Below are 13,783 nucleotides of genomic sequence, written 5' to 3' on the forward strand. Positions count from 1 at the left end.
GATCTCCCCATGGCCGAACATGACGTGAAACCTCGCAGCCGCGAGGTGACCGACGGGATGGAACGTGCGGCTGCTCGCGGGATGCTGCGAGCGGTCGGCATGGACGACGACGACTTCGCGAAGCCGCAGATCGGGATCGCGTCGTCGTGGAACGAGATCACCCCCTGCAACCTGTCCTTGGACCGGCTGGCCGAGGCGAGCAAACAGGGCGTGCACGGCGGCGGAGGGTTCCCGATGGAGTTCGGCACCATCTCGGTGTCGGACGGCATCTCGATGGGCCACGAGGGCATGCACTTCTCGCTCGTGTCGCGGGAGGTCATCGCCGACTCCGTGGAGACGGTGATGGAGGCGGAACGGCTCGACGGCGCCGTGCTGCTCGCCGGCTGCGACAAGAGCCTGCCCGGGATGCTCATGGCCGCCGCGCGCCTCGACGTGGCGTCGGTGTTCCTCTACGCCGGCTCGATTCTGCCCGGCAGTGTCGACGGCCGCGAGGTGACGATCATCGACGCGTTCGAGGCCGTCGGCGCGTGCGCACGGGGCCTGATCACACGGGAGGAGGTCGACAAGGTCGAACGCGCCATCTGCCCCGGTGAAGGGGCGTGCGGCGGCATGTACACGGCGAACACGATGGCGTGTGCCGCCGAGGCGCTGGGCATGTCGCTGCCGGGATCGGCCAGCCCGCCCTCGGTCGACCGCCGCCGCGACCGGTTCGCACGGGACGGCGGCGAGGCCGTCGTGGGACTGCTGGAGAAGGGCATCAGTGCTCGCGACATCCTCACGCGTGAGGCGTTCGAGAACGCGATCGCGGTGGTGATGGCGCTCGGCGGGTCGACGAACGCGGTCCTGCACCTGCTGGCCATCGCCAACGAGGCCGAGGTGGAGCTGACACTCGACGACTTCTCGCGGGTCGGCGACCGGGTGCCGCACCTGGCCGACGTCAAGCCGTTCGGGCGGCACGTGATGACCGCCGTCGACCGGGTCGGCGGCGTGCCCGTGGTGATGAAGGCGCTGCTCGACGCGGGTCTGCTGCACGGCGACTGCCTCACGGTCACGGGCAGGACGGTCGCCGAGAACCTCGCCGAGCTGGCGCCGCCCGAGCTGGACGGCGACGTCATCCGTAAACTCAGCGAACCCATCCATCCGACCGGCGGGCTGACCATCCTGCACGGCAGTCTCGCGCCCGAAGGGGCGGTGGTGAAGAGCGCGGGCTTCGACTCGGCCCGGTTCGAGGGCACGGCGAGGGTGTTCGACGGCGAACAGGCCGCGATGGACGCCCTCGGCTCGTTGCAGCCCGGCGATGTCGTGGTGATCCGGGGCGAGGGCCCGCGCGGTGGGCCCGGTATGCGCGAGATGCTCGCGGTGACCGGTGCGATCAAGGGTGCGGGGCTCGGCAAGGACGTGCTGCTGCTCACCGACGGCCGGTTCTCGGGTGGGACCACCGGACTGTGCATCGGGCACGTGGCACCGGAGGCCGCGCACGGCGGTCCCATCGCATTCGTCCGGGACGGCGACCCGATCACCCTCGACATGGAGCGCCGCACCCTCGATGTCGGCGTGAGCGATGAAGAGCTGGCGAGCAGGGCTCGGGGATGGGAGATGCCCCCGGTGCCGCGCCGGACAGGAGTGCTCGCCAAGTACGCGAAAACGGTGGGCACGGCGGCGAAGGGAGCCGTCTGCTCCTGAGCCCCTGCTGCGCGCCGTGGGTGCATGACGGACGTGGCCCGTCATGCACCCACGGGCGACGGCCTCACCTGTCTTCCAGGTCGCCTTCGATCCGGAGGTAGACCTCCTGCATGGCCGACATCAGGTCCGGGTCCGGTTCGGCCCACAGGCCGCGGTCGGCCGCCTCGTTCAGGCGCTCGATGATGCCGCGCAGCGCCCACGGATTGGCCTGCGCCAGGAAGTCCTGATTCTCCTTGTCGAGCACGTACGACTCGGTGAGCTTCTCGTACATCCAGTCGTCGACCACGCCGGCCGTGGCGTCGTAGCCGAACAGGTAGTCGACCGTCGCGGCCTGTTCGAACGCGCCCTTGTAGCCGTGGCGGCGCATCGCCGCCAACCAGCGGGGATTGACGACGCGGGCGCGGAACACCCGGGTCGTCTCCTCCGACAGCGACCGGGTGCGCACCGCGTCCGGACTGGTGCTGTCGCCGATGTACGAGCGGGGCGCACTGCCGGTCAGTGCGCGTACCGCGGCGATCATGCCGCCGTGGTACTGGAAGTAGTCGTCGGAGTCGGCGATGTCGTGTTCGCGGGTGTCGGTGTTCTTGGCCGCCACCGCGATCCGCCGGTAGGAGCTCTCCATGTCCTGGCGCGCTTCGGCACCGTCGAGGCCGCGGCCGTAGGCGTAACCGCCCCACACGGCGTAGACCTCCGCCAGATCCGAGTCGTCACGCCAGTTACCCGAATCGATCAGCGGTAGCAGACCTGCGCCGTACGAACCCGGCTTCGAGCCGAAGATCCGGGTCGTGGCACGGCGTTCGTCACCGTGGTCGCCCACGTCCGCGCGTACGTGGGCGCGGACGAAGTTCTGCGACTCCGGTTCGTCCAGCGCCGCCACGAGGCGGACCGCGTCGTCGAGCAGGTTCACCACGTGGGGGAACGCGTCACGGAAGAAGCCGCTGATGCGCACCGTGACGTCGATCCGCGGCCTGCCGAGTTCGTCGAGCGGGATCGGCTCGATGCCCGTGACCCGGCGCGAGGCCTCGTCCCACACCGGCCGGACACCCAGCAGCGCGAGCACCTCCGCGGCATCGTCGCCGGAGGTGCGCATCGCCGATGTCCCCCACACCGACAGCCCCACCGAGCGGGGGAACTGGTCGTCGTTGTCGGCGCGGTACCGCTTCAACAGGGAATCGGCGAGCGACTGGCCCGTTTCCCACGCGAGCCTGCTCGGAATCGCCTTCGGATCGACCGTGTAGAAGTTGCGCCCGGTCGGCAGCACGTTGACCAGACCGCGCAGCGGTGAGCCGCTCGGGCCCGCCGGGATGTACCCGCCGTCGAGCGCGTGCAGGACCGCGTCGAGTTCGCCGCTCGTGCCCGCGAGCCGCGGCACGATCTCCTCGGCCGCGAACCGCAGCACCGGGACCACGTCGGCCCGCACGTCCTCGCCGACGGCGGTGCAGACCTCGTCGACGGCCTCGGGCGACCAGCCGCGCTGCTCCATCGCGTCGACGAGCTCGTGAGCGGTGGCCTCGATCCGGTCCACATCGGACTTCGGGGCGTCCTCGACGAGCCCGAGCGCGCTGCGCAGCCCCGGAACCGCGGCCTGGGTGCCACCCCACATCTGATTCGCCCGCAGCATCGCCAGCACGAGGTTGACACGCGCCTCACCCGCCGGAGCCGCACCGAGAACGTGCAACCCGTCGCGGATCTGCGCATCCTTGACCTCGCACAGCCAGCCGTCGACGTGCAGCAACATGTCGTCGAACTCCGCGTCGTGCGGCCGTTCGTCGAGCCCCAGGTCGTGGTCGAGCTTGGCCGCCTGCATCAGTGTCCAGATCTGCTGGCGGATCGCGGGCAGCTTCGCCGGGTCCATCGCCGAGATGTTGGCGTGCTCGTCGAGGAGTTGTTCCAGTTTGGCGATGTCGCCGTAGCTCTCGGCGCGAGCCATCGGCGGCACGAGGTGGTCGATGATCGTGGCGTGCGCCCTGCGTTTCGCCTGCGCACCCTCACCGGGGTCGTTGATGAGGAACGGGTAGATCATCGGCAGGTTGCCGAGGACCGCGTCCGGCGCGCAGGACGACGACAGCCCGGCCGTTTTCCCCGGCAGCCACTCCAGTGAACCGTGCTTGCCCAGGTGCACCACGGCGTGGGCGCCGAACTCCTCCTCCAGCCAGCGGTAGGTGGCCAGGTAGTGATGGCTCGGCGGCAGATCCGGGTTGTGGTAGATGGCGACCGGGTTCTCCCCGAAGCCGCGCGGCGGCTGGATCATCAGGATGACGTTGCCGGCCTGCAACGATGCCAGCACGATGTCGCCGTCGGAGCCGCCGTCGACGTAGAGCTCGCCCGGTGGCGGGCCCCAGTGCTCGATCATCTCCTCGCGCAGTTCCTCGGGCAGCTGCTCGAACCACTTCCGGTAGCGCGCGGCGGGCACCCGGATCGGGTTGCCGGCGAGCTGTTCCTCGGTGAGCCATTCCGGGTCCTGGCCGCCCGCCTCGATGAGCGCGTGGATCAGTGCGTCGCCGTCGGGCTGATCCGTACCGGTCGGATCGACACCCGGGAAGGCGTCCGGCCCCAGGTCGTATCCCCGGGTTCGCATGCGGCGGAGCAGTTCGACGGCGGACGCGGGCGTGTCCAGCCCGACCGCGTTGCCGACGCGCGAGTGCTTCGTCGGGTACGCCGACAGCATGAGCGCGATCTTGCGGTCGGAGGTGGGCGTGTGGCGAAGGCGGGCGTGTGCCAGCGCGATGCGCGCGACGCGCGAGGCGCGCTCGGCGTCCGGCACGTAGTGGGGCAGACCGTCCTCGTCGAGTTCCTTGAACGAGAACGGCACGGTGATGAGCCTGCCGTCGAACTCGGGCACGGCCATCTGGTTGCCCGCGTCCATGGGCGACAGGCCCTCGTCGTTGTCGAGCCAGGTGTCGCGATCGCTGGTCAGGCACATCGCCTGCAGCGTCGGGACGTCGAGCGCGGCGAGCTCGGCCACGTCCCACGACTCGTCGTCGCCGCCGGCGCCCGCCTCGGACGGCCGGGTGCCGCCCGCGGCCAGCACGGTCACCAGCAGCGCATCGGCCCGTTCGAGCTCGGCCATCATCTCCGGTTCGCGCGAGCGCAGCGACGCGCAGTAGATCGGCAGCGGACGCCCGCCCGCGGCTTCGACCCGGTCGGCCAGCGTGTGCACGAACGCGGTGTTGCCGGACAGGTGGTGCGCGCGGTAGTAGAGGATCGCCACGACCGGACCGTCGGCAGGCCCGCCCGAGGGCCGCGGCAGCACACCCCACGAGGGCTGCTCGGCGGGAGGTTCGAACCCGTCGCCGGTCAGCAGCAGGGTGTCGGAGAGGAAACGGTGCAGCTGAGCCAGGTTCTCCGGCCCGCCGTGGGCGAGATACGTGTGCGCCTGGGTCGCGGAGCCGACGGGGACCGTCGACAGCGCCATCAGCTCCGCGTCCGGCGCCTGTTCGCCGCCGAGCACCACGACGTGCGCGCCGCTCTCGCGCACGATGCGGAGTCCCTCGGCCCAGGTGCGCTCGGTTCCGAGGATGCGCACGACGACGATCGGCGCTCCATGGAGCAGCCGCGGCAGCTCGTCGAGGTCGAGTCGGGCAGGGTTGGCAAGGCGGTAGTCGGCGCCGCTCGAGCGCGCACTCAACAGGTCGGTGTCCGACGTGGACAGCAGCAAGATCACAGGTAGTTCCTCCTCGGCCGCCAACTCTCCGGGGGCAGGCGTGGCGAGTCAAGGTGACGTATTGCTCCGCAGCGCGCTGACCTGGGGGAGGTGGCGCGAAGGGACCGTTCGCGCCACGCAGGGAGTGCCGCCGGCTTTCGTTGGCAACGCGCCGTTTCCCGCGCCGACCTCGGCCGGCGGCGGCCGAGGTCGCCGGCCGAGGTCGCCGGCCGCGGGTCGCAGGGGAAACATCGCGAGGGACGAGGCTGTCGTCCCGGCTGCCTACAGTGGGCACATGGCCACGACCCCACCCGCCGCCGACGCACCGCCCGCCGACGGCCCCGGTGACCGCTCCGGTGTCGCCCGGTTGCGCGCGGACGCCTGCCCCGGGGTGGTCGCGACGCACGAAGCCGCCGACGGCCCGCTCGCGCGCGTCCGGCTGCCCGGCGGCCTGCTGGCACCGGAGCAGGCACGGGTGATCGCAGCCTGTGCCGCGGATCTCGGTGACGGCAGGGTGCACCTCACCTCCCGCGGGAACCTGCAGCTGCGCGCGGTCCGGGACGCCGACGCCCTCGTCGGCAGGCTCGCCGGGGCTGGGCTGCTGCCGTCGCCGGGCCACGAGCGCATCCGCAACATCCTGGGTTCACCGTTGTCCGGCCTCGCTCCACGGCTGTGGTCAGGAGGCCGCGCGGCAGGGGACACCGAGCAGGCCGGCAGGTCCGCGGGCATCGCCGACGTGCGGCCGCTCGTGCGCGATCTCGACGCGATGGTGTGCGCCACACCCGAGCTGACCGACTTGCCGGGCCGGTTCCTGTTCGCCGTCGACGACGGCAGCGGTGACGTCGCGGCCGACGCGGACCTGTGCTGGCGAGCGACGGCGGACGGCACCGGCGCCGTGCTCGTGGCCGGTGCCGACACCGGCCTGCGCATGCCGGCCTCCCGTGCCGCGGCGGCCCTGGTCGCGGGTGCGCGGGCGTTCGACGAGGTCCGCGACGAGGCGTGGCGGCTCCGCGAGATCGACCCGTCACCCGTGGTCGAGGCGCTGCGCTCGCATGCGAGTACCGACATCGAGCCGGTCCCGCAGCGATTCGCACCACCGGCACCGGTCGGGACCGTGCGGGGCACCCACGCCGTCGTCGCCGCACCGCGGTTCGGGGAACTGTCCGCCGACACGCTGCGTGACCTCGCCGGTCGCGGCCGTGACGGCCGCGCGCTCACCGTCACACCGTGGCGCACCGTCGTGGTCCACGACACGTCGCCCGGCGAGCTCGCCGCGTACGCGGATCTCGTCGTCGACCCGGACGATCCGCTACTCGGGGTGAGCGCGTGCATCGGGGCTCCGCGGTGCGCGAAATCCCACGCCGACGTGCGCGCGGACGCGCTGGAGCTGGCCCCCGACGGGGTCGCCGCCCACTTCGCAGGGTGTTCGCGGCGGTGCGGCAGACCGGGCGGATCTCACATCGACGTGGTCGCCGCGGAAGGTGGCTATCACGTCGGAGGTACGTTCGTCGGGCTCGACCGGGTCGCCGAGGCCCTGTCCGCGCAGCGCCGGTGACGACCTCACGGGCGGGCGCGTGACCATCCGACCGCACGACACGGGAAGGACAGCAGTGATCGACTACATCCGCGACGGAGCGGAGATCTACCGCCACTCGTTCGCGACGATCCGAGAGGAGGCCGATCTCGCCGTGTTGCCGGACGACGTCGCAACCGTGGCGGTACGGATGATCCACACGTGTGGAATGCCGGATCTCGTCGATGACCTGGCCTACAGCCTGGACTTCGTGGACGCGGGCCGCAGGGCGCTCGAGGCGGGCGCGCCGATCCTGTGCGACGCGAACATGATCGCCAGCGGCATCACCCGCAACCGGCTGCCCGCCGACAACGAGGTCGTCTGCACCCTCTCCGACGAACGGGTCCCGAGGCTGGCCGAACAGCTCAACAACACGCGCTCGGCGGCCGCGCTCGAACTGTGGCGGGACCGGTTGCCGGGTTCGGTCGTCGCGATCGGCAACGCCCCGACGGCGCTGTTCCGGCTGCTGGAGCTGATCAACGAGGGCGTCGGCAAGCCCGCGGCGATCATCGGCGTCCCCGTCGGGTTCGTGGGCGCCGTCGAGTCGAAGGACCTGCTGATCACGCGCGGTCCGGCGCCGCATCTGGCCGTGCGCGGACGGCGCGGTGGCAGCGCGATGGCCGTGGCGGCCGTCAATGCGCTGGCCACGAAGGAGGAGATCCTGTGAGCTCCGCGACCGGCGTGCTGTACGGCGTCGGCCTCGGGCCCGGTGATCCGGAACTGGTGACGGTCAAGGCCGCGCGGTTGATCTCCGAGGCGGACGTCGTCGCGTACCACTGCGCGCGCCACGGCCGGAGCATCGCGCGGTCGGTCGCCGAGCCGTACCTGCGTGACGCGCAGCTCGAAGAGCGCCTCATGTACCCGGTCACCACGGAGACGACGAACCATCCCGGCGGCTACGAGGGAGCGATCGCCGAGTTCTACGAGCTCGCCGCGAAACGCCTCGCGGAGCATCTCGACGAGGGCCGCGACGTCGTCCTGTTGTGCGAGGGCGACCCGTTCTTCTACGGCTCCTACATGTACATGCACGAGCGTCTCGCCGACCGCTACGAGGCCCATGTCGTACCCGGCGTGACCTCCGTCAGCGGCGCCTCGGCCGAGCTCGGCCGCCCGCTGGTGCAGCGCGACGAGGTGCTCACCTTGCTGCCCGGCACGCTGCCGGCCCCGGAGCTGGCCCGCAGGCTGGCCGACACGGAGGCCGCCGCAGTGCTCAAACTCGGGCGCACGTTCGGCACCGTGCACGAGGCACTGACCGAGGCAGGGCGGCTCGACGAGGCGTACTACGTCGAGCGCGCGAGCTGGCAGGTGCAGCGCGTCGAACCACTCACCGACGTCGACCCCGAGACGGTGCCCTACTTCTCGCTGGCCGTGGTGCCGAGCCCCGCCTACGCCTCGCGCAAGGCCGGCGCCGACGAGGCGCCCGCACCGACGAGCGATCCGGCCAGGGGTGACGTCGTGGTCGTCGGCCTCGGCCCCGCGGGACCGGAGTGGCTGACCCCGGAGGCCGACGAGGCCCTGCGCGAGGCCGAACATCTCGTGGGCTACGGCCCGTACGTGGCGAAGGTGCCGCAGCGGGCCGGGCAGCAGCGGCACGCTTCGGGTAACCGCGTGGAGGCCGACCGCGCCCGCGAGGCGTTGCAGCTGGCCGCCGGCGGGGCACGGGTGGCCGTTGTGTCGTCGGGTGACCCCGGCGTGTTCGCCATGGCCTCGGCGGTCCTGGAACAGGCGGAGGCCGAGGAGTTCGCCGACGTCGCGGTGCGGGTCGTGCCCGGCGTGACGGCGGCGCACGCGGCGGCTTCCCGGGTGGGCGCCCCGCTGGGGCACGACTTCGCGACGGTGTCGCTCTCCGACCGGCTCAAGCCGTGGGACATCATCGAACGCCGCCTCGACGCGGCGGGCAGGGCGGACCTCGTCGTCGCGCTGTACAACCCCGCGTCGCGGAGCCGCACGACGCAGCTGGCGGATGCGCGCGACGTGCTGTTGCGGCATCGGGCCGCCGACACCCCGGTCGTGATCGCCCGTGACGTCGGTGGCGCCGAGGAGGCCGTGCGGGTGGCGACGCTGGGCGGCTTCGACCCCGCCGAGGTCGACATGCGGTGTGTGCTCATCGTCGGCTCGTCGCGGACGCGGGTGCGCACCCAGCCCGACGGCACGCCGCTCGTCTGGACCCCGCGCAGCTACGGCTGACACCAGGAGACCGGATGTCCGACGCTCCAGACTCCGTGGACAGCCTGCGCGCACTCGTGGGCAGGCCGTCGCGGCGGCTGTTCTCGGCCGATCCGGTGCCGCGCGAGGACGTCGAGCGCATGGTCGACGTGGCGCGACGGACCGGTTCGGCACGGAACCGGCAACCGTGGCGGTTCGTCGCGGTGGCCGACGCCGGCGTGCGCAGGCAGCTCGCCGGGTGCGGTGCGTATGCGGGTCACCTCGCGGGTGCACCGTTGGTCCTCGTGCTGCTGACCCGCGACAACGGGTTTCGTGACACGCCGTTCGACCTGGGCAGGGTCACTCAGTCGCTCACCGTCGCGGCCGCGGCGCTCGGTTACGACACGTGTCTGGCCACGTTCTACCCCGACGACAACGTCCGCGCCGCGGACCGGCTGCTGGGGGTCGACGGCCCGTGGCACGCCGAGCACGCGATGTCGGTGGGCCGCGCCGGGAGCGACGCCGACTCCGTGTCGGGGAACTCCGTGTCGGGGAACTCTGCGGTGCCGACGGGGAGACATCCCGTCTCCGAGTTGCTGACCTGGCACGGGTGAGCCGCCCGTGACCGGCACACGCGGTGCCGGTCACGGGCGGTCCTTGCCGTCCGCCTCCCGTGGCATGTGCCCAACTGCTGCACCGCCGGCCGGTCGCGGCGCCACGGGAGGCGCGTGCCGCGATCGGCCGGTGCTCAGCGGCTCTTGGAGTTGCCGTCCGGCTGCTGCGGGCCCGGGCCGGGTGACTGCCAGCCCCACATGGTCCGCTCGCCCGTCTCGACCGTCGGTTCCGTGCCCTGGCGGTACGGCCTGACCTCGTACAGCGAGCCCCACGCCTGGCTGGGCTTGCCCTTCACGTAGCTCGGCACCTCGGGGTCGTCGGCGACCTCTTCGAGGTTGCCGATCGGCCCGCCGCCCTGGCTGCTGGCGATGTTCGATTCGTGGGCCAGGGGTTCGGCGACGATCCGGTAGTCGGGCATCTCGTAGATGCCGTTGCGGATCTTCATCGGGCTCAGGCACGGGTAGACGAACGAGGCGGGCCAGTCGATGTACACCGGAGCGTCGCCGACGCGTTCGGTCAATGTGGTGAACGTGGGCACGCGCGGGGCGGTCACGGCGACCCAGCCGTCCTCGGTGAGGTCGTCGTCGCCCGCGGCGACGCGCACGGCCGTCGCCCCGTCGGGTGCCTTGTCGAGGCTCAGCCGCAGGTCCTTCCACTCGTCTTCACCGTCGCCGGAGTCGAGCAGCGTCTCGGTGCCGGTGACCTCGAAGCCCTGCGGCGTGGGCTTGCCGAACTCCAGCTCGACCTGCGTGGCCTTGCCGCCCGGCGCGTAGGCGGACAGCGCGACCTGGTCCCCGTCGGTGCGGTCGCCGAGCCCGAACCAGTCGGTGCGCAGCTGTCCGGTCGGGTTGGCGGCCTCGTTGTAGCTGCTCCACATCGGCACCGTTTCCGGGGTGAATCCGTGCGGCGGCTCGGCCAGTGCGTCACCGTCGCTGAGCGGTTCGCTGTGGAAGCCCTCCTGCACGGGGCCGTTCGCCCGCTGCGGCGGCGGCAGTTCCCCCGGCCGGTCACGGTCCGGCTGTTCCTGGAGCGGGGCGGTGCGCTGCCGGCCCGGAGGCAACCGGGTGAGCATGCTCGACACGGGGTCGCGCTCGACCATCACGTAGTCGCCGAGTCCGCAGCTGGAACCCGTCACGTGCTCGATGTTCGCCTTGCCGAACGAGTAGGTGCCGCGTTGTTCGTGGATGGCCTTGGCCATGGAACCGACCTCGGCGGCCACGAACAGCCCGCTGACCAGGACGAACGCCAGCGAACCGCGGAACAGCATCCGGCGTTGCGACGGTTGCGGCGCCTGCGGTCGTCCCGAACGGATGTTCTCGACGAACGCGTACAGCGCGAACAGTGCGGCGCAGACCAGCAACACCGTGGCGATCTTGATGCCGAACAGTTGGGGCGGCATGTTCCACCACGGCACGCCGAGGCGGGAGATGAACCAGTAGGCGTTCGGACCGGTCAGTGCCAGCGCGGACACGCCGAGCAGCCCCGTCACGAACAGTGCCTGGTTGCGCCGCGACCGCAGCACCGAGGCGCTGACCGCCAGCGCCGTCAGCGCCGCCATGGCCGCACCCACCGCGGCGAAGGCGCCGAAGTGGTGCGTGAACTTGGTCGGCGTCAGTGCCATGAGCAGGAAGAACACCGCGGTGGTGCCGATGAGGCGGCGGCTCGGCCCGAGTGCGGCGCCCTTGATCCGGCTTCGCCGCAACAACACAGCCAGGCAGGCCGCGGTACACAACAGAAGGAGCAACACCGGGAACCGGCGGGTCGCGGAGCCGTCCGCGGAGTCGGTGAACAGCAGCTCGTAGCGGTTCAGTTCCTGGAACCAGGACAGGTTCGGCCCGACCGCGGTCCGCAGTCGCGTGCCTTCGAGGACCGTCGCGAACGTCTGATCGGCGAACACGACGACCAGAACCAGCAGGCCCGCGCCCGCGATCGGCGCCAGCACCGGCCGCCACCCGTTGTCGCGGGCACGCTGGCGCAGCAGCTGGAACAGGGGCTTGGCCGCGACCAGGAAGGGCGCCACCGCGATGAGTCCCGTGGGCGTGGCGGCCAGGGTGAACGCGGCGGCGAGCAGCCCCAGGCCGACGGGCAGCAGCCGCCGGGTGACCAGCGCCCGTTCGACGGCGCAGATCGCCAGCAGCGAGCCGAGCGCGGCGACCGGCTCGGGCCGGGTACCGGTGTTGTAGGTCATCCACCAGACCAGGAACACCGTGGCCGCGGCCCACGCGGCGGCACGGCTCGACCGGACCGCCTTGCCGAGCCGCGGCATCACCTCGCGGCTGATGAGCAGCCAGCTGAGCACCCCGAGCAGGAAGGACGGCAGTCTGATCCACGGTGCGACCGTGCTGACGTGTGCCATCAGCTCGTAGACGTGGTAGAACCAGCCGAACGGCGCCTCCGCGACACCGAACCAGCGGTGATAGTTCGTGAGATATCCGGCGTCCTCGGCCACCCGGGCCATCGACAGGATGTAGCCGTCGTCGGCCGTGACCGGGCCGATGAACACCCATGTCCCGAGCATGCCGATCACGACCGCGTCGCGGCCCGTCAACCGCCACCAGCCGACCGGCGCCCAGCGGGGTGCCCGGCGTGCGAAGCCGCGGTCGAGCCGGTTGACCACGAACAGGCAGGCCAGCAGTGCCACCACGGCCACGGCACCCACGACGGTTTTCAGGACCGTCGGTTCCGATTGGTAGCGGGTGTCGGGTGTGATCGACACGCCGAGCCCGTCGGTCGGGTCCTGCGCGGCCTCGATCGACGAGTAGATGCCGACGACCCGCGGGCGTACGTCACCGTCCTCGGAGTACACCGGCGTGCCGTTGACCGACATGCTCGTGTGCTCGGCGGTCGACGAGACCGAGATGGTGCAGTCACCGGCCGGGAGCTGTTGGCGCGCCACCTGCTCACCGCGGCTGAACGCGATGAGCGTGTGGTCGTTCACCCGCAGCTGCATGCCGGCGCCGTCTTCGAGGCGTTCCGGCGGGACGGTCGACAGCAGGTTCGTCTCGCCCGCGGTCCGGTCGTCGACCGACCGGGCCGTCGCGCACGGCACGTCGGCCGTGAACTCCTGGGCCCAGTAGCCGGCGAGCGGGGCGTTCACCTGTTCGGTGTCGCCGCCCGCTGGCCAGCTGATCCGCGCGGTGTCCTGGACCACGGGCAGGAACGGGTACGCGACGGCGCACAGGGCGGCGACGAGTCCCAGGATCGTCGCGAGCCACTTCTTCTGCGTGTTCGCGCGAGGGCCCGTTGATCCGGCGGATGCGCCGGAATGCTCCGGCTGCTGCCCGGATGTGTCCGTCGAATTCGAGATCGCTGGCCGCATCGGAGGTCACGCTAGCGGGAGCGCACGGGCGGCCCGCCCGCGGGGCTATCCCGCTGTGCGGTCGACAACCCAGCGCACGGCGGATTTTACATCGGCCGAACGGGGCATCTCGGGACGTGGTGGACGGCGTACGACGACCACCGGAACACGCTCCTCACGTGCCGCGTGGAGCTTCGCCGAGGTCATGTCACCGCCGCTGTCCTTCGTGACGAGCACGTCGATGCGGTGCCTGCGGAGCAGCTCGACCTCGTCGGTCACGCGGTAGGGACCGCGTGACAGTGTCACGTCGAGCCGGGCGGGGAGGGGACCGTCGGTCTCGTCCGGCGGGTCGACGCAGCGGGCGAGCAGCCACATGTCGAGACCGGCGAACTCGGCGAGGCCCTGCCTGCCGGTGGTGAGCAGCGCCCTGGTGCCGAGCCGGGGCAGCAGCCGAGCCGCGTCGGCGAGCGTGTCGGCCCAGTGCCAGTCGTCGCCGTCGCCGGGCTGCCAGCCGGGCCGTTCGAGCCGGAGCACGGGTACGCCGGCCGAGGCGGTCGCCGTGGCCGCGGACGCGGAGATCCGCCGCGCGAACGGGTGCGTCGCGTCGACGACGGCACCGATGCCGTGGTCGGTCAGCCACCGCGCGAGACCGTCGGGGCCGCCGAAACCACCCACTCGGACGTCCCCCTGAGGGAGGCGGGGCTGGGCCACCCGGCCCGCGAGGGACGATGTCACCGGGACCTCGCGGGCGACGAGCTCGGCGGCGAGCGCACGAGCCTCGGAGGTGCCGCCGAGGATCAGCACCCGTGGAGCGATACTTCCCATG

8 protein-coding genes are annotated in these 13,783 nt (G+C 71.7%); 5 read left to right on the plus strand and 3 right to left on the minus strand.

What is annotated here, in order from left to right:
* Positions 1-9: 9 nt before the first annotated feature.
* Positions 10-1,683, plus strand: coding sequence for a dihydroxy-acid dehydratase (gene ilvD / locus LY12_RS01270; protein WP_253852730.1), 1,674 nt, complete (start codon positions 10-12; stop codon positions 1,681-1,683).
* Positions 1,684-1,747: 64 nt separating this feature from the next.
* Here the strand turns inward: ilvD and cobN are convergent, their stop codons facing one another.
* Complete coding sequence (cobN, locus tag LY12_RS01275; RefSeq protein ID WP_253852732.1) at positions 1,748-5,347, minus strand: cobaltochelatase subunit CobN; 3,600 nt, start codon at positions 5,345-5,347, stop codon at positions 1,748-1,750.
* Between the two features lie 274 nt (positions 5,348-5,621).
* Between cobN and LY12_RS01280 the strand changes: the two genes are divergently transcribed.
* From LY12_RS01280 to LY12_RS01295, 4 genes are read left to right on the plus strand one after another with little or no spacing between them, the layout of a single operon-like run.
* Entirely contained in the window at positions 5,622-6,881 is a 1,260-nt protein-coding gene (locus LY12_RS01280; protein WP_253852734.1) for a ferredoxin-like domain-containing protein, read from the plus strand.
* A gap of 55 nt (positions 6,882-6,936) precedes the next feature.
* The gene (locus tag LY12_RS01285; RefSeq protein WP_253852736.1) at positions 6,937-7,566 is read left to right on the plus strand and encodes a precorrin-8X methylmutase; all 630 of its coding nucleotides are present in this window, start codon (positions 6,937-6,939) and stop codon (positions 7,564-7,566) included.
* Positions 7,563-9,086, plus strand: coding sequence for a precorrin-2 C(20)-methyltransferase (locus LY12_RS01290; protein WP_253852737.1), 1,524 nt, complete (start codon positions 7,563-7,565; stop codon positions 9,084-9,086). The genes LY12_RS01285 and LY12_RS01290 overlap by 4 nt, the downstream gene beginning before the upstream one ends.
* Positions 9,087-9,100: 14 nt before the next feature.
* Entirely contained in the window at positions 9,101-9,658 is a 558-nt protein-coding gene (locus LY12_RS01295) for a nitroreductase family protein (protein WP_253852738.1), read from the plus strand.
* A 134-nt stretch (positions 9,659-9,792) separates the two neighbouring features.
* On the opposite strand, the gene LY12_RS01300 is transcribed toward LY12_RS01295, so the two are convergent.
* Together LY12_RS01300 and LY12_RS01305 are read right to left on the minus strand one after the other, a co-directional pair.
* Positions 9,793-12,978: an arabinosyltransferase domain-containing protein gene (locus tag LY12_RS01300; protein WP_253852739.1), complete on the minus strand. Its 3,186-nt coding sequence runs from the start codon at positions 12,976-12,978 to the stop codon at positions 9,793-9,795.
* A gap of 45 nt (positions 12,979-13,023) precedes the next feature.
* A complete protein-coding gene (locus LY12_RS01305) occupies positions 13,024-13,782 on the minus strand; it encodes a cobalt-precorrin-6A reductase (protein WP_253852741.1) in 759 nt (252 codons plus the stop codon).
* Between the last annotated feature and the right edge of the window lies 1 nt (position 13,783).

This window comes from Prauserella alba (genome assembly GCF_024171735.1).
GTDB classification, from domain to species: Bacteria; Actinomycetota; Actinomycetes; order Mycobacteriales; family Pseudonocardiaceae; genus Prauserella; species Prauserella alba.